This window comes from Pseudomonas baetica, assembly GCF_002813455.1.
GTDB lineage: Bacteria > Pseudomonadota > Gammaproteobacteria > Pseudomonadales > Pseudomonadaceae > Aquipseudomonas > Aquipseudomonas baetica.
In genome coordinates, this window is sequence record NZ_PHHE01000001.1 from 1,630,233 (window position 1) to 1,647,205 (window position 16,973).

Genomic DNA, 16,973 nt, shown 5'->3' on the forward strand with positions numbered 1-16,973 from the left:
CGACAATGGCTGCCATCAACAGAACATTGGAGTTGTTTGTTATGGCACTGGCCCATTCCCTTGGATTTCCGCGCATCGGTCGCGACCGCGAACTGAAAAAGGCGCAAGAGGCGTTCTGGAAAGGAGAACTGAACGAGGCCGGGCTGCGTGAGGTCGGGCGCGATCTGCGCAAGGCTCACTGGGACTTGCAGCAACAGGCAGGCATCGAGCTGCTGCCGGTCGGCGACTTTGCCTGGTACGACCAGGTCCTGACGCACTCACTGATGTTCGGCGTGATCCCTGAACGCTTCCGTCCGCACGATGGCAAGGCCAGTCTGCAAACCTTGTTCAGCATGGCGCGCGGCGTCAGCGACAGTTGCTGCGGTGGTGCCCACGCGCAGGAAATGACCAAGTGGTTCGACACCAACTATCACTACCTGGTCCCGGAATTCAGCGCGGATCAACAGTTCCAGCTGGGCTGGGAGCAGTTGTTCGAAGAGGTCGAAGAGGCTCGCGCGCTGGGCCACAACGTCAAACCGGTGATTATCGGTCCGCTGACGTATCTGTGGTTGGGCAAGGCCAAAGGTGCCGAGTTCGACAAGCTCGAACTGCTCGATCGTCTGCTGCCGCTGTATGGTCAGATCTTTGCGCGTCTCGCCGCCCAAGGCGTGGAGTGGGTGCAGATCGACGAGCCGATTCTGGTGCTCGACCTGCCGCAGGAATGGAAAAACGCCTTTGAGCGTGCCTACAACCAGATCCAGCGTGACCCGCTGAAGAAACTGCTCGCCACTTACTTTGGTGGTCTGGAAGAAAACCTCGGTCTGGCCGCCAACTTGCCCGTTGATGGTTTGCACATTGATCTGGTGCGCGCACCGGAGCAATACCCGACCATTCTTGATCGTCTGCCGGCCTACAAAGTGTTGTCCCTGGGCGTGGTCAACGGCCGTAACGTCTGGCGTTGCGATCTGGAAAATGCCTTGGCGACTTTACGCCATGCCCATGAGCGTCTGGGTGAGCGCCTGTGGGTGGCGCCGTCCTGCTCGCTGCTGCACAGCCCGGTGGATCTGGGGCGTGAAGACAAGCTCGATGCCGAGCTGAAAAGCTGGCTGGCCTTTGCCGTGCAGAAGTGCGAAGAAGTGGCTGTTCTGGCGCAAGCGGTCAATGAACCTGAAGCGCCGAAAGTGCTGCGCGCACTGACTGAAAGCCGTTCGGTACAGGCGGCCCGTGCTGCCTCGCCGCGCATTCACAAACCGACCGTTCAGGCTCGTGTCACCGCGATTACGGCCAAGGACAGTCAGCGTCAGTCGCTGTTCGCCCAGCGCATCGTCAAGCAGCGTGCCGGTCTGGATCTGCCACTGTTCCCGACCACGACGATCGGTTCGTTCCCGCAAACCGCGTCGATCCGTCTCGCTCGCCAGTCGTTCAAGCAAGGCAAACTCAGTAAAGGCGAGTACACCGAAGCCATGCACAGCGAGATCCGCCATGCGGTGGAAATCCAGGAGCGTCTGGGCCTCGACGTGCTGGTGCACGGTGAAGCCGAGCGTAACGACATGGTCGAGTACTTCGCCGAGCAACTCGACGGGTATGTATTCACCCGTTTCGGTTGGGTGCAAAGCTACGGCTCACGTTGCGTGAAACCGGCGGTGATCTTTGGCGACCTCAGCCGTCCGAAAGCCATGACTGTCGAATGGATTCGCTACGCTCAAGGCCTGACCGACAAGGTCATGAAAGGCATGCTGACCGGTCCGGTGACCATGCTGATGTGGTCGTTCCCGCGTGAAGACGTCAGCCGTGAAGTGCAGGCCCGCCAATTGGCGCTGGCGATTCGCGACGAAGTGGTCGATCTGGAAGCTGCCGGCATCAAGATCGTGCAGATCGACGAAGCGGCGTTCCGTGAAGGCCTGCCGTTGCGTCAGGCGCAGTGGCAGCCTTATCTGGATTGGGCGACGGAAGTATTTCGCCTGTGCGCCTCGGGTGTGCGCGACGAGACCCAGATCCACACGCACATGTGCTACAGCGAGTTCAATGATGTGATCGAGTCCATTGCAGCAATGGACGCCGACGTGATCACCATCGAAACCTCGCGTTCGGACATGGAGTTGCTGGAGGCTTTCGAAGCCTTCGCTTACCCGAACGACATCGGCCCGGGCGTCTATGACATTCACTCGCCACGGGTGCCGGATGCCTCGGAAATGGTCAATCTGCTGCGCAAAGCGGCCAAGCGGATTCCGGCCGAGCGGCTGTGGGTCAACCCGGATTGCGGTTTGAAAACCCGTGGCTGGCCGGAGACCGAAGCGGCGTTGGTGCACATGGTCACCGCCGCCCGCCAGCTGCGCAAAGAGCTGGCGTAACACTCTGGCTGCATGAAATACAACACCTGTGGGAGCGAGCCTGCTCGCGAAAACGTCCGGTCAGTCAACATCAATGTTGGATGATCTGCCGCCTTCGCGAGCAGGCTCGCTCCCACAGGGTTTTGTGTAAGGCATGAGATTCTGGATGGCCTCACGGGACTTGTTGTTGCTACTGTGGCCAGCCGCAGTCCAGGTGTTTACCGCTACATGAGTCATCAACCGATTATTCAGGCCGTGTCCGACGCCGACATTCCTGAAGTTCTTGATTTTGTTCTAAACGCCCGCGCCGAGCTTTTTCCCAAGCTGAGCGCGACCGGCATGCCTGATGATCTGGCGCGGTTCGCCGAGGTTTATCTGCGTGGGGCAGGGCGTTTTCTGATTGCTCGCCAGGCGGGGCAGATCGTTGCCTCGATTGGCTATCTGCCATACGACCGACGTTTTCCGAACCTTGATTATGCCGACCGTAACGTGGTGGAAATCGTGCGCCTGTTCGTCGTGCCTGCACAACGGCGATCCGGGTTGGCGGGCGCGTTGTATCGATCACTCAAAGACCTGGCACTGGCCGACGGAGTTGAGGTGATCTATCTGCACACCCATCCGTTTCTGCCGGGCGCCATCGCGTTCTGGCAACGGCAAGGTTTCGAGATCATCGACGTCGACGCTGACCCGATCTGGCAAACAACTCACCTGCACAACGTCATAAGTGAAATCTGAGAATCTGCGCCCCATCAAACGGCTCCGTCAGGTAATGCGCCCTGACCCCGAGCGGCTTCTGTAAGCGCTGCGGTGTCAGCATCTCCAGCGGCTCGCCTAACGCCACCCGCCGCCCGCGTTCCAGTACCGCCTGAGGTGTCGGCGCGTGCTGGAAGGTCAGGGTGCTGCCGCAGTTTTTGATCATCAGCTCCGATCGTCGATCAGCGCCGCTGAAGGGTGGACGAATCTGTCGTGGCGAGGATCAGTGCTGGCTCATCAAACCGTGCAACACGCCTAAACGCAGACCCGGTTCGGAGGGCAGCATTTGCGCAATGCCGAACACTTTGAACGCCGCCAGCATCAACACCAGCCCACCGGGCAGAATGCTCTGGCGGTGTGGTTGCAGGCCGGCGAGCTTGAGCTGTTGCACGTTGTTGACCTTCAACAGCAGCAGCGACAGGCGCAGCAGTCCGCCATAGGTGATGCCGTCCTGACCGAAGTCGTTGAGGTGGTTGGCCTTGAGCACTTTGGCAAGCATGCGCGCGGTGCCGGAGGAGCCGATGGTCTGCTGCCAGCCCTGAGCACGATAGCGACGAGCAACTTTTTCAAACTGCAGGATGGCGAAGCGTTCGGCTTCCTGTAACGCGCCGGCGGACACATCGCCGCTGCGAAAGAACCGCGCGCTCAAAGTGCCGCTGCCGATGGCGATGCTCTCCGTCAATAAAGGTTGCGAGCCTTGGCCGAGGATCAGCTCCGTGGAGCCGCCGCCGATGTCGACCACCAGGCGCAGGTCTTCGGCGTTCGGCAAGGCGTGGGTCACGCCGGCGTAGACCAGCCGCGCCTCTTCATGGCCGCAAATGACGTCAATGGGAAAACCCAGATGCCGTTCGGCACTGGCCAGAAACAGTTGCGAATTGTCGGCTTCGCGCACCGCGCTGGTGGCCACCGCACGGACTCGACCGGCCTGGAAACCGCGCAGCTTCTTGCCGAACCGCGCCAACGCCTGCCAGCCACGATCCAGGGCCAACGCATCCAGCGCGCCGCCATCAAAACCCTCAGCAAGTCGCACCGGTTCACGCAGGGTTTTCACTTCCTGAATCTGCAAGCCTTTGCGGCTTCGCACTGACTGGCCGATCATCAGGCGAAAGGCATTCGAACCCAGGTCGATGGCGGCAAACAGCGAGGCGTCTTCTTTCATGGGAATCCTTGCAGAGCATCTGTCGCGAGGCTCAAGACGGTTTGCGAGGATTCTGCCGTGATCTTGATGACATCCTGATGACGGGGCAGGGGCGGTTCAATGAATGTGTGGCTGTCATGACACTGTCATTATCCGGCGTCTATGCTGAGGCCAATACACCGCGTGTTCTTAAAGTTTTTGCTGCCGACTTTGGCAGCTTTTTTTTGTCCGCGATTTGAGCGAGGCACCTGATCGTTCCCACGCGGAGCGTGGGAACGATCATGTAGGTGATTAGCAGGCTTGCGGGGTCTCGCCTCGGGCCAGGCGCGCATTGATGTCTTCGATCACTTCGGGCAGCTCGGCGATGGTGTCGATCAGATAATGCGGGCGCGAGGGGGCGAATATCTTGCCGATCCGCGCACGTTCTTCCGCCAGTCGATCCGACGGCAATGCCTTGTATTGCTCATAGGTCAGGCCCAGTGCGTTGCCGGAACAGGTCAATGCCACCGTCCACATGCCGGCGGCGCGCCCTTCGAGAATCCCCGGCCAGGTGTCGTCGACCTTGACGCAGGCCGCCACATCATCGATACCCAGAGCAATCACGTTGGCCAAAGCCTGCGCCGGATATGGTCGGCCATTCGGCACTTCATCGGTGGCGACGACATGGTCAGCGACGTAGCCATTTTCCCGCGCCAGTTCGACAACCTTGGCCATCACCACCGCCGGGTAACCCGAGCACGAACCGATTTTCAAACCCTTGTCGCGCAACGCCGCAATCGCCTCGAGCGCGCCCGGGATCAACGCCGAATGCAGGGCTATTTTCTCGATCTGCAGCGGCATGAAGCGTTCGTAGATCGCCGTCACATCGTCATCGCTCGGCACGCGGTCGAATGCTGCACGATAACGCTCGGCAATCTGCGGCAGGTTGCACAGGGTTCGGATGTGATCCCATTTGCCCATGCCCATTGGGCCGCGCGCTTCTTCCAGCGATACCGCGACGCCGAACTCGGCAAAGGCTTCGACGAAAATCTGCGTCGGCGCGAACGAGCCGAAATCGACAACGGTGCCGGCCCAGTCGAGGATCGCGGCTTGCAGGTGAGTCGGTTGTTGGTACTGCATGGTCAATCTCCGTTTTCAGGTAAGCGTGGGCCGTCCCTCGGCAATGAGGTAGGCGGTTCAAGGGGCAGTGCTGATCAGGTCAGCGGTGGATTGGAATCAAACAGTTCGGCAATCACTGGCCGGTTCCTGCGGATGCCGAGGCAGCACAGGTGGTATTCGATGAAGAACGGGTGATCGACAAAGGTGATCGGCGTGGTGCCGGGGGTTTCGGCGTACTCGACCGCCGAGACAAACCCGATGCCGATGCCCTTGACGATGGCGTGCACGATGGCTTCGCGGCTGTTCAGGTGCATGACGCAATCGAGTTCGATGTCGAGGCGCTTGCAGCTTTCTTCCACCAGTTGCCGGGTGCGCGCACTTTTCTCGCGCATTACCCATTTTTCGCCGCTGATCTCGCTGACGTGAACTTGCGCCTGACTGGCCCACGGATGGTCATCGCGGACCACGGCAATGATCGGGTAACGGTGATACAGCCGCGTGTGGAAGCGCTCATCGAATTCCGACAAGGCCAGAATCGCCACGTCGATATCGAAGTTGAACAGCCGCGCCAGAGTGTCTTTTTCCGAGGAAAACGAGGTTTCCAGTTCGATATCCGGATGGCGCTGCATCAACTCATACGTCAGGTTCATCGCAATCGGGGGCGACACCGCGCCGAGGCGCAACATGCCGGTCTTGCGCTGCTTGAAGCTCTGCAACAGTTGCACGGCTTCATCCTCCTGGCCGAACAGGCCTTGGGTGATGGCGTAGAGCTTGTGCCCGGCGGCGCTCATTTCGATGTAGCGGCCACGCCGATGGAACAGCTCGACCGAGAAGGTGTTTTCCAGCGCGTTGACCTGCTCGCTGACGGTCGGCTGGCCGACGCTGAGAAACTCGGCAGCCAGGGTAAAGCTGCCGGTCTTGGCCACCGCATGAAACGAACGCAACCACTTGTGATACTGGTACATGCAAGCCCCGTCAGCGTCGGATGAACAATGCCACTGCTGCGCTGCACAGGCAGGCGCTGGTGACCACTATGAAGATCAGAGACGTATTTGCCGTAGTGTCAAGCAGACGCCCGATCAGTGGCTCGGCCAATCCGGCGAACAGGTAAGAGGAAAAGTTCATGATCCCGGTCGCCGTACCGGCGCGTTTGGCCCCGACCAGATCCGGGCACAGCGCCCAGAAACTCGACGCCGGGCCGTAGACGAAGAAGCCGCAAAGGAACAGCGCGACCAGACCGATTACGCTGTGTGGCGGCAGGCTCCACATCCACAAACTGGTCGCAGCACCCAGCACCATATAGAGCATGATCGCCAGATAACGCTTGGAACCGAACAGCTTGTCCGACACCCAGCCGTTGCTCAACGCGCCGACCGCCATGCCAACGGGGAGGGCGACGGTGATCCATTTCGGATCGATCAGGCTGTCACCACTTTTCCAGTCGGCGCCAAGAAAGTGCACCGGCACCCAGACGATCAAGCCGTAGCGCGCCGCGTTCTGAAAGCCCAATGACAGTGCGGCGATCAGCAAGCGAGGGTTCTTCAGCACCGCTTTATAACGTTGTGCCGAGGATTCGACTTCGCCCTGTGCCGCTTCCTGATGTTTGTCGTCAGCGTTGGCCACACCGGTGTCGGCCACGGGCTCGAAGCCCAGATCCTGTGGCCGTTCGCGGGCAACCAGATAGAAAATGATCCCGCCGGCAAGCATCAGCAGCACTGGCAAACGGAAGATCCAGCGCCATTCCAGTTGCAGCACTTCAAGCACGACGATAGAGGTGACGTACGACAGAACCGACGCGCAACCGGCGGCGAAGGTGTAGAACCCATAGACCTTGCCGCGCTCGCCCGCAGCCCACCAATTGGCAATCAGCCGCCCGCCCGGCGCCCAGCCCAAGGCCTGAAAGTAACCGTTGACGCCCCACGGCAGAATCAGGCTGGCAAAGCCGCCGGCAAAACTGGTCACCCAATTGGCGCCGCAGGACAGTACTGCGCCGAGGGTCATGATCTTCCGGCCACCGAACTTGTCGGCGAGGTTGCCGTTGATGGCCTGGCCGATGGCGTACGCCCACAACATCGCCGCAGACGCCCAGCCGAGGGTTTCCTTGCTCAGACCGAACTCGGCCTGAATCCCCGGAATGGCAAACCCGAAGGTCTGCCGGCCGGTGTAGAAAAACAGGTAACAGAACATCGCCGCCAGCAGCATGCGCCACTGCGCGACCCGGAACGAGGCAGAACGTACGGCGAGACCAGGCATTGTTTCGGCACGATTCATGATCTTTTCCTTATTGTTGTGGGTTCCCGCCGGGTGTCGACGGCGGGTGCACTCTTTTTCGGTGCGACAGGAAATCACCGCAGCGTTTGACGCCGCCGGCTGTGCTTGGGTGGTTCAGGTTTCGGGCGAAATCAGGCAGCTTGCGAACCGATGAAGTTCTTGCCGCGCGCGCCTTGCATCGCCAGGTGAATGATGTCTTCGGCGTCCTGTGCCGAGACGCCGTAGTCGGCGAATTCAGTCTTCACGCCCAGAGCATGGAGGAACTCGCGCAACTGCTGTTGAGCCTTGGGCAAATCCTCGCCGAAGACCCGCTGCAGTGTGCGGTCGCGGGTGACGTCGTGACCCCAGGCCAGACCCAGTACCAGCGGCAGGGTGAAGGAACAGGCGATGCCGTGGGGCAAACCGTGACGCAGGGTCATTTCGTAGGAAATCGAATGCGCCAGCGCGGTTTTGGTGTTGGAAAATGCCAGCCCGGCCTTGAGCGCGGCCAACGCCATGCGCGTGCGCAGTTCCTGGCTGGACAAGTCTTTTTGCAGGCTCGGCAGGCACTCGAGAATGTCTTCAATCGCCGAGATCGCGAAGGTATCCGAGACCGGGTTGGCGTTCACATTCCAGATTGCCTCCAGTGCATGGGACAGTGCGTCGAGCCCGGTGGAAACGGTCACGCCGGCCGGCACGGTGAGCATCAGTTGCGGATCGATGATCGCCACGCGCGGCCAGGTGCAATCCAGGTGCAACGAGTATTTCTTCTGGCTGGCGCTGTCCCAAATGGTCGCCCACGGCGTGACTTCGCTGCCGGTGCCGGCCGTGGTCGGCGCGGCGATCAGCTGTTTGCAGTGTGGCGGGGTAAACGGTTTGCCGGTTGCCAGCAGTGTCAGCAGCTCATCGAAACGTCCTGACTCGGTACCGACGATCAACGCCTTCGCGGTATCAATGGCACTGCCGCCACCGACGGCCAGGACCACGTCACAGCCGCCGGCCTGCTGCCAGAAGTTCTCGTAGGTGCTGCGTAGATGCGCGACATCGGGATTGGGTTGCACATCTTCGAAAACATAGACCAGACGCTCACCGAGCAGGGCTTGCAGGCGATCCACCAGCCCCAGCCCACGCGCCTCGGGAAAGGTCACGAGGGCAACGGTTTGCTGCTCGGTAAGGGCGGCAAGTTCTTGCAGGCTGCCCCAGCCGAAGCGGGTGTCGACGGGGTTTTGAAAACGGGCAGTCATGGTGGATCCTTCTTGTTGTTGTCGTGTGGGCACATACTCTGTGGCGCCCGACAACGGCACAAATCGATAAATCGCAGGTTTGAATCGGCTGGGCCGATAACAGCGCTACTTAAACGGATGAACCGCTCTGGATCGACGCCCGCAGCCGGCTCGAAACGGCATCGGCGACGATCACCATGAACGTGATGACGATGATGCAGGTCGCGGTTTCCTGATATTTGAACAGTTTGAGGCTGCTCACCAGTTCGAAGCCCAGGCCGCCAGCGCCGACCATGCCCAGCACCGTTGCCGAGCGCAGGTTCACTTCGAAGCGGTACAGGATCACCGCAATCCACGCAGTGATGACTTGCGGCAAAACACCAAACACGATCACCTGTAGCGGCCGAGCACCGGTCGCTTGCAGCGCTTCAATCGGGCCTTGGTCGATCTCTTCGATGCTCTCGGCGAAGAACTTGCCGAGCATGCCCACGCCATGCAGCGCCAGCGCCAATACGCCGGGGAACGGGCCGAGCCCGACTGCCGAGACGAAGATCAAGGCAAGGATCAGTTCGTTGATGCTGCGGGTAAAATTCAGTGCCTGACGGGTGGCGTGAAACAGCCAGCGGTTGCGGCTCAGATTGCGTGCGGCGAGAAACGACAGCGGAATCGCCAGCAACACCCCGAGCAGGGTGCCCCAGATGGCGATCTGCAGGGTTTCTACTGCCGGCGCCAGCAGTCGCGGGAGGATGCTCAGGTCCGGCGGAAAGGTGCGCGAGAGAAAATCACCAATCTGCGGCAACCCGGCGGCCAGTTCGCCGAGGCTCAGTTGCGCGCCTTGGGCGCTCCAGTCAAGCGTCCACAGCACGATCAGGACAACACCGGCGGTGGTCAGCCAACTGCGCGGGCCACGGGGACGAACGCCGACCCACTGATAGTTTTGCGATTGCATGCTCAGGCCCTCGAAGCAGTGCGATAGGACAGGGTGGTTTTCGGGAGCTCTGCGCAAGATTCCGCCAATTGCCCCGGATAGATTCGTGCCAGATCGGCGTCGGTCATGCTCGACGCTTTGCCATCGAACACCAGGCTGCCGTGCGCGAGGCCGACCACGCGGTCGCCGAACTCGCGGGCGTATTCGACCTGATGCAGATTGCACAGCACGGTGATGCCCAGCTCGCGAGTGGCGTCGCGCAGGTACTGCAACACCAGGCGCGCGGTTTTCGGGTCAAGGCTGGCAATCGGTTCATCGGCCAGAATCACCTGCGGTCGTTGCGCCAACGCGCGAGCAATGCCGACGCGTTGCTTCTGCCCACCGGACAGCGAATCCGTGCGCTCGCCGGCCTTGTGCGCCAGTTCGACACGCTCCAGGCATTGCATCGCCAGCGCCACATCGTCACGGCGAAACAGTTGCAGAATCGAGGTGAGCGTACTGACCGAACCGAGGCGTCCGGTCAGTATGTTTTTCAAGACGCTCAAGCGCGGCACGACGTTGTGATGCTGAAAAATCATCGCCACTTCGCGGCGCAGAACGCTGGTGTCAGGGCAGGCGAGGGCGTCGATGCCGGCCACGGTCAACGTGCCGCTGTCGGCCTGCGCCAGGCGATTGATACAGCGCAGCAAGGTCGACTTACCGGCGCCGGACTGACCGAGCACCACGACGAATTCGCCGGCCGCGACCTCCAGGTCAATGCCACGCAATACCGGGTTGCTGCCGTAGTGTTTGCTCAGTTGGCGGATGCTGATCATTTCATGCTCCGCAAATCGAGATCGAGCACCTTGGCGGTTTCGCGCACCACGTCATAGGACGCGTCGGTGGTGGGTTGGAAGCCATTGAGCACACCCTGATCACCCCACGGCACGTCCTTGATCGAGGCCAGTGCGTCGGCGACTTTCTTCTTCAACTCCGGATCGAGCGCCTTGCGCCAGACCATCGGCGATTCGGGAATCGGCTTGGAACTCCAGACAATTTCGAAGTCATCCTGCTTGACCACGCCTTTGGCCACGGCGCTGGCGAAGATGCGGTCAGCCACGGCGGCGGCGTCGACTTTCTTGTTCTTGACCGCGAGGATACTGGCGTCGTGGGAACCGGAGAAAATCACGCGTTTGAACAACGTGTCCGGCACAAACCCGGCCTGCTCCAGTCCTGCTTTCGGGAACAAATGACCGGACGCCGAGCTCGGGTCGACGAACGCGAATGTATGGCCCTTGAGGTCGGCCAGCGTATGAATGCCGCTGTCCTTGCGCGCCAGGATCACGCTTTTGTAAGCGCTCTGGCCGGTCTTTTTGGTCACCGCCACGGAGAACGCTTCGACTTCGGCTACCGAGGTCGCCAGCACGTAGGAGAACGGGCCGAGGTAGGCAACGTCGAGTTTGCCCGAGCGCAGTGCTTCGATGATGCCGTTGTAATCGGTGGCCACGAACGGCACCACCGGCATGCCGATTTTGGCTTGCAGATCGTCGAGCACTTGTTTGCTCGATTCGATCATCGCCTGGGAGTCTTCCGAAGGGATCAGGCCAATGGTCAGTTTGTCCTTGGCCCAGCCCTGGCTGGCACTCAGGGCAAGTACGGCAAGGCTGGCGGCACGCAGAAACTGGTTAATTGTTTTCATGGCATTCCACGGTGTGGTTGGGAGTTGCCACAGGCTAGGTCTGTCACGTGACAGTCATTCAATCAATTCAATATGCGAAACCGCAGCTAACTATTGATGGAGTCTATGGATGTCGAGCGCCAAATTGCGGGCCTTTCTCGCCGTCGCCCGCCACGGCAGTTTCAGTGCCGGGGCGCGGGCGTCGGGGCTCAGTCAACCGACACTGACCACGCAGGTGCAAAGTCTGGAGCGACAGCACAACGTCGAACTGTTTCATCGGCGTGGGCGGCGGATTGAATTGTCGGATGTCGGGCGGCAGTTGCTGCCGATCGCGCAACGGCTGGCCTTGCTGGAACTGGAAGCGCACAACCTGCTGCGCGACTCCGGACGGCTCGACAGCGGCCAGCTCAAGGTCGGTGCGGTGGGGCCGTTTCATGTGATCGAAATGGTCGACAGTTATCTGCAACAGCATCCGAATATCGACGTGTCGATCCGCGTGGGTAACTCAGCGCAAGTGTTGTCGGATCTGGAAAATTACGTCACCGACATCGCTGTGCTGGCCGGGCGTCAGGATGATCCGGCGTTGTGTTCAGTGCGTTATGCGCGGCACGCGATCATCTTGTTCGCGCACCATGAGCATCCGCTGGCCAATCGCGGCAGCGTGCGCCTGGAAGAACTGGAAGGGCAACGGCTGCTGCAACGTGAGCCCGGTTCGACCACGCGGCTGGTGCTGGAGCAGGCGCTGAATGCGGCGCAGGTAAAACCGCGCATCGCCATGGAAATCGGCAGTCGTGAGGCACTGCGTGAAGCGGTGGTGCGCGGGTTGGGGCTGGGTGTGGTGTCGGAAGCGGAGTTCATCGCCGACCCGAACATCCGCACGATCAGAATCGAGGGCGAAGAGCTGTTCACCGAGACGTATCTTTATTGCTTGGCAGAACGGCGTTCCAGCCGGCTCATTTCGTCGTTTTTCGATGCGGCGCTCGGCTGAGGGTTTGCAATCTCTGACGAGGCTTGGCTAATATACGTTCCATATACACATCGTATCGGATTCATATATGGGCATCGTAAAGATTTCAGAGGACATGCACGAGAACCTGCGAATCTCCAGCAACGCCCTCAGCCGCTCGATCAACGCGCAGGCCGAGCACTGGATGCGCATCGGCATGCTCGCCGAACTGCACCCCAACCTCGACCACAGTGCGATCTGCCGCTTGCTGATCCGCGCCGAACAAAATGGCGGGCTCGACCTGCAACAACTGACTCAGGAAGCCGTCAGCGCATGAGAAACCAGATCAAGATCAACACCCCGGCCGACATCGCCCAATCGCGCGCTGCCGGCAAACTCGCCGCCGAAGTACTGGCGATGCTGGTGCCGCACATCAAGGCCGGCGTGACCACCGATGAACTGGATCGGCTGTGCAACGACTACATCGTCAATGTGCAGAAAGCGGTGCCGGCCAACGTTGGTTATCACGGTTTTCCGAAAACCGTCTGCGCCTCGGTCAACGATGTGGTGTGTCACGGCATTCCGTCGGGTACGCCGTTGAAGGACGGCGATATCGTCAACCTCGACATCGCGGTGATCAAGGATGGCTGGTTCGGCGATACCAGCCGCATGTACGTGGTTGGCGAAGCCACACCTGAAGCACAGCATTTGATCAAGACCACTTACGACGCCATGTGCGCGGGTATTCGCGCGGTTCGTCCGGGCGCGACCCTGGGCGACATCGGCCATGCGATCCAGAGTCTGGCGGAGAACGAAGGCTTCAGTGTGGTGCGCGAGTATTGCGGGCACGGGATTGGCAAGATCTACCACGATGAGCCGCAGATCCTGCACTACGGCTTCCCTAATCAGGGGATGAAGCTCAAGGCCGGGATGATCTTTACCATCGAGCCGATGCTCAATGCGGGCAAGCGCCATGTGAAGAACATGCCGGATGGCTGGACGGTGCTGACCAAGGATGGCTCGTTGTCGGCACAGTGGGAGCATATGGTGGCGGTGACGGAGACTGGCTTCGAAATCCTCACCGCCTGGCCCGACGACATCGAAGGCTATTCCCCGATCACCTAAACACCACAAAACCCCTGTAGGAGCGAGCTTGCTCGCGAAGAGGCCGTGTCAGTCAACATCAATATTGAATGACACACCGCATTCGCGAGCAGGCTCGCTCCCACAGTTGGAATGCATTCCTGTAGGAGCTGTCGAGTGAAACGAGGCTGCGATCTTTTGATCTTGTTTTGAAGCAAGATCAAAAGATCGCAGCCTGCAGCAGCTCAGGTTATGTGGTGTGTGCAGGGACGCTTTGCAGCCAATCAAGCACCTCATCCCACAACGGCTGTGCGCTTTCGCGGAAGTAACCCATGTGCCCGTACGGTTTGCTGCCCCGTGGCGGCTGCAGATCCAGCAATGTCAGCGGTGCATTCACCATGGCTTTGACAAACGCATCGCGCGAACGCGGCGGCGCCCACGGATCATCGACCGACGTGGCGAAAACGCATGGCGTTGTGACCTCGGCGTAGAGCGCATGCAGATGGCTCATCTGGGGGTCGTCGAAGTAGTAGTGGGGGAATTTGCACCAGCGTTTCCAGTCGTTGTAAACGCCCAGCGGCAAATCATCGCCCATGCCCAGCATGCTCCAGGCCATGTAGCCTTTGCGGGCGACAATCACCGGCAGCACAAACGTCCACATCAGACGGATTTTCCAGGCCTCGGTTCGGGACATCCAGCCGCTCCACCCCGCGCCACTGCCCAGGGTGTAGCAAGCTGTCAGGGCGGGGTGATTGGGCAACAGACCAATCGCATGACCACCAAACGAATGGCCGACCCAATACAGCGGCAATACTTCCTGGCTTAGCAGATCCACTGCCGCCGCCAGATCCTGATAAGCCCAATCCAGATAAGACATCTCAAAGCCTTTGAGCGAAGCCGGTTTCGACTCACCGATGCCCCGGTAATCGAGGGTCAGCACGTGAAAGCCCTGGCGCGCCGCGTGCTCGGCAAAACGCCGATAAAAGCGCTGCTGGACCCCGGTGGCACCGGCCATGATCAGGTTACCTTTGACGACGCTCGCTGCGCCGTAGCGCTTGGCGGACAACGGATAACCATCGCGGGCAATGAGGGCGATGTCCTGTCTCTGGATCGATTCGGCAAAGGCTGCGGCCATGGTGTTCATGAAATTGTTCCGAGTGAGTTGAGCAAAGCCTTCAGCGACCTTTGAACTGCGGTTCGCGCTTTTGCATCATCGCCATGACGCCTTCGCGGACATCCTCGGTTTTGATCAGGGCCAGCAGTTGTTCATCAAGCTTCGACAGTGCCGCATCGTCTCCCTGATCCTGCGCCAGAAACGCCGATTGCAGCGTCGCCAGAATCGCCAGAGGCGCAGCCTTGGCAATGCGTTCGGCGTATTCGATGGCGCGTGCCAGAGTCTGGCCGGGTGCGACCACTTCGGTCAGCAGGCGCATGTGCAGGGCGGCATCGGCATCGAACTCTTCCGCCGTGAGCATGTAGCGCATGGCGGCGGTCCAGCCCGCTGCGCGGGTGAAGCGCACGGTGGAACCGCCGGCGGGAGAGATCCCGCGCAACACTTCCAGATGAGCGAAACGGGCATTGGTGGCGGCAATGCTGATATCGGCGTTGAGCATCAATTCGATGCCCGCCGTCCAGCAAATGCCTTCAATGGCAACCACCACCGGTTTACGCCTGCGCGGTTTGGAAACGCCCCATGGGTCGATGCCTTCTTCAGGATACTTGAAGGCGCCTGACACCAGTTTCGGCGTCAGCTCCATCAAGTCCAGGCCTGCGGTGAAGTGCTCGCCATGCGCGAACAGCACGGCGCAGCGGAGTTCGTCATTGCGCTCATACTCGCCGATGGCCAATGCCAGGTCCGTCAGCATTGCACTGTCGAATGCGTTGCGTTTGCCGGCGCGATCCAGACCGATCAAAAACAACTGACCGCGTTGTTCGCGGGTGACTCGGCCGGGGCCACTGTTGGCTTCGTTCATCTCTGCTCTCCCTGATTTTTTGTCGGCGGCCAGTTACTGACCATCTGTTCGGTAAATAGAAACTAAACGAACAGTTGGTAACCGTCAAATTGAGAAGGGCAGGCTTATGTCATAGAATCACCGCCAGTTATCCGGATCAGGAAATACTCGTGCGACCGTTGAAAATCCCCCGTGAAGAGCTGCTTCTGCGGTGCGCCAATACCTTCAAGCGCCTTGGCTATCATGGCACCACCATGGACGTGCTTGCGTCCGCTTGCGGCTTTACCAAGGCTTCGTTCTATCACCACTATCCGAACAAGGAGGCCTTGCTGCGTGACGTGCTCGACTGGACGCATCAGGTCATCAACCAGACCCTGTTTGCCGTGGCCTTCGACGAAAAACTCACGCCACAAGAACGCCTGAGCAAAATGGGCCGCAAGGCGGCGCGGCTGTTTCAGGATGACTCGATTGGTTGCCTGATGGGCGTGGTGGCGGTCGATGCGGCGTACGGTAAAAGTGAATTGCTGGAGCCGATTCGCGGCTTTTTCGATGCATGGGCCAAGGCGTTTGCGCATTTGCTGGAAGGTCGGGTCGATGAAGTCCAAGCCTTGCTGACCGCTCGACAATGGGTGGCGGATTACGAGGGGGCGATTCTGCTGGCGCGGGTCTATGGTGACGCGGCTTACATTGATGCGGTGACGCGTCGTGCGCTGGAACATTTGAGTGCCTGTCAGGCACCGACATAAGGCTTCCCCGCTGTGTGTTGTGTCCTCGACAGTGTCAGCCACGACGCACACTGACTTTTTATCCAATCAGGGAGCAACACCATGAGTGCAATCACCCCGGCCGTGATGGCCGATCTCGCGCCCGACGGCGTGCTGCATGCCGCCATCAATTTTGGCAACCCGGTGCTGGCACAGCGCGGGGCAGACGGTGCGCCGCAGGGTGTTTCGGTGGCATTGGCCAAAGCATTGGCTGCCGAGTTGGGTGTCGAATTGGAGCTGCGCACCTTTGATGCGGCGGGCAAGGTTTTCGCGGCGCTGGAGGAGGGCGTGTGGAACCTGGCATTCCTCGCCATCGAGCCGGTGCGTGAGGCGCAGATTGCGTTCAGCGAGCCGTACGTGATTATTGAAGGGACTTATCTGGTCGAAGCGCAGGCACCATATCGCAACGTCGAGGACCTCGATCAGCCAGGATTGCGACTGGCCGTTGGCAAAGGCGCGGCCTACGACCTGTTCCTCAGTCGCACGCTGCAGCACGCACAATTGGAGCGTGCCGAAACCTCGGCGGGTGCCGTTGACCTGTTTATTGAGCAACACCTGGATGCCGCCGCCGGTGTCCGTCAGCCATTGCAGAAAGTCGCGGATGCCGACGCGCGTTACCGCGTGCTGGACGGCGCGTTCACGGCGATTCGCCAGGCCATGGCGGTGCCCCGTGGGCGGGAGGCAGGCGCAGCGTATGTGCGGGCGTTCGTCGAGCGCAAGAAGGCTGAAGGGTTTGTCGCTGCAGCGCTGGCCGAGAGTGGGCAGGGCGATGTGACGGTCGCGCCTTGAGACCAAAAAAAGAGCCACCGCGGCCCGACGCTTGGGTGGCCCTGAGGGGGACATTCTTGAAATGACGGCAGACCCTGTGGGAG

General features: G+C 60.2%; 17 protein-coding genes and 1 pseudogene. 7 read left to right on the forward strand and 11 right to left on the reverse strand.

The features are described 5' to 3' along the window. Positions 1-41: 41 nt before the first annotated feature. The gene (metE, locus tag ATI02_RS07540) at positions 42-2,330 is read left to right on the forward strand and encodes a 5-methyltetrahydropteroyltriglutamate--homocysteine S-methyltransferase (protein WP_100845906.1); all 2,289 of its coding nucleotides are present in this window, start codon (positions 42-44) and stop codon (positions 2,328-2,330) included. A gap of 207 nt (positions 2,331-2,537) precedes the next feature. Beyond that, positions 2,538-3,044, forward strand: a complete 507-nt coding sequence (locus tag ATI02_RS07545; RefSeq protein ID WP_100845907.1) for a GNAT family N-acetyltransferase — start codon at positions 2,538-2,540, stop codon at positions 3,042-3,044. Here the strand turns inward: ATI02_RS07545 and ATI02_RS07550 are convergent. The 9 genes and pseudogenes from ATI02_RS07550 to phnD all read right to left on the reverse strand — a co-directional run. Continuing rightward, positions 3,028-3,174 (reverse strand): annotated as a pseudogene (locus tag ATI02_RS07550) (histidinol phosphatase); the annotation flags it as partial. The gene ATI02_RS07545 and the pseudogene ATI02_RS07550 sit on opposite strands and share 17 nt — an antisense overlap. A gap of 111 nt (positions 3,175-3,285) precedes the next feature. Next, entirely contained in the window at positions 3,286-4,221 is a 936-nt protein-coding gene (locus ATI02_RS07555; RefSeq protein WP_095191356.1) for a Ppx/GppA family phosphatase, read from the reverse strand. Between the two features lie 270 nt (positions 4,222-4,491). Continuing rightward, a complete protein-coding gene (gene phnX / locus ATI02_RS07560) occupies positions 4,492-5,319 on the reverse strand; it encodes a phosphonoacetaldehyde hydrolase (protein ID WP_100845908.1) in 828 nt (275 codons plus the stop codon). Between the two features lie 74 nt (positions 5,320-5,393). Next, positions 5,394-6,263, reverse strand: a complete 870-nt coding sequence (locus tag ATI02_RS07565; RefSeq protein WP_100845909.1) for a LysR substrate-binding domain-containing protein — start codon at positions 6,261-6,263, stop codon at positions 5,394-5,396. Positions 6,264-6,273: 10 nt separating this feature from the next. After that, complete coding sequence (locus ATI02_RS07570) at positions 6,274-7,569, reverse strand: MFS transporter (protein ID WP_100845910.1); 1,296 nt, start codon at positions 7,567-7,569, stop codon at positions 6,274-6,276. Positions 7,570-7,700: 131 nt separating this feature from the next. Beyond that, on the reverse strand, positions 7,701-8,792 hold the full coding sequence (psrA, locus tag ATI02_RS07575; protein WP_095191352.1) for an iron-containing alcohol dehydrogenase PsrA: 1,092 nt from the start codon (positions 8,790-8,792) through the stop codon (positions 7,701-7,703). A 109-nt stretch (positions 8,793-8,901) separates the two neighbouring features. After that, positions 8,902-9,720, reverse strand: coding sequence for a phosphonate ABC transporter, permease protein PhnE (gene phnE, locus ATI02_RS07580; protein ID WP_100845911.1), 819 nt, complete (start codon positions 9,718-9,720; stop codon positions 8,902-8,904). Positions 9,721-9,722: 2 nt separating this feature from the next. Further along, a complete protein-coding gene (gene phnC / locus ATI02_RS07585) occupies positions 9,723-10,514 on the reverse strand; it encodes a phosphonate ABC transporter ATP-binding protein (protein ID WP_100845912.1) in 792 nt (263 codons plus the stop codon). Beyond that, the gene (gene phnD, locus ATI02_RS07590) at positions 10,511-11,377 is read right to left on the reverse strand and encodes a phosphonate ABC transporter substrate-binding protein (RefSeq protein WP_100845913.1); all 867 of its coding nucleotides are present in this window, start codon (positions 11,375-11,377) and stop codon (positions 10,511-10,513) included. Before phnD ends, phnC begins: the two co-directional genes overlap by 4 nt. 109 nt (positions 11,378-11,486) lie before the next feature. Here phnD and ATI02_RS07595 point away from each other — a divergent pair, with 109 nt between their 5' ends. From ATI02_RS07595 to map, 3 genes are all read left to right on the forward strand, one after another. Then, entirely contained in the window at positions 11,487-12,344 is an 858-nt protein-coding gene (locus ATI02_RS07595) for a LysR substrate-binding domain-containing protein (RefSeq protein WP_100845914.1), read from the forward strand. A 67-nt stretch (positions 12,345-12,411) separates the two neighbouring features. Then, positions 12,412-12,639 carry a ParD-like family protein gene (locus ATI02_RS07600; RefSeq protein WP_007918027.1) on the forward strand — a complete coding sequence of 76 codons (228 nt, stop codon included), beginning with the start codon at positions 12,412-12,414 and terminating at the stop codon, positions 12,637-12,639. Continuing rightward, positions 12,636-13,427, forward strand: coding sequence for a type I methionyl aminopeptidase (map, locus tag ATI02_RS07605; RefSeq protein ID WP_100845915.1), 792 nt, complete (start codon positions 12,636-12,638; stop codon positions 13,425-13,427). Before ATI02_RS07600 ends, map begins: the two co-directional genes overlap by 4 nt. Positions 13,428-13,635: 208 nt before the next feature. Here the strand turns inward: map and ATI02_RS07615 are convergent, their stop codons facing one another. Then, positions 13,636-14,529, reverse strand: coding sequence for an alpha/beta hydrolase family protein (locus ATI02_RS07615; protein ID WP_100845916.1), 894 nt, complete (start codon positions 14,527-14,529; stop codon positions 13,636-13,638). A 31-nt stretch (positions 14,530-14,560) separates the two neighbouring features. Then, positions 14,561-15,358, reverse strand: coding sequence for a crotonase/enoyl-CoA hydratase family protein (locus ATI02_RS07620; protein ID WP_100845917.1), 798 nt, complete (start codon positions 15,356-15,358; stop codon positions 14,561-14,563). 149 nt (positions 15,359-15,507) lie between these two features. Between ATI02_RS07620 and ATI02_RS07625 the strand changes: the two genes are divergently transcribed. Then, a complete protein-coding gene (locus ATI02_RS07625) occupies positions 15,508-16,083 on the forward strand; it encodes a TetR/AcrR family transcriptional regulator (RefSeq protein ID WP_100845918.1) in 576 nt (191 codons plus the stop codon). 81 nt (positions 16,084-16,164) lie between these two features. Continuing rightward, positions 16,165-16,890: a transporter substrate-binding domain-containing protein gene (locus ATI02_RS07630; RefSeq protein WP_100845919.1), complete on the forward strand. Its 726-nt coding sequence runs from the start codon at positions 16,165-16,167 to the stop codon at positions 16,888-16,890. Positions 16,891-16,973 lie beyond the last annotated feature (83 nt).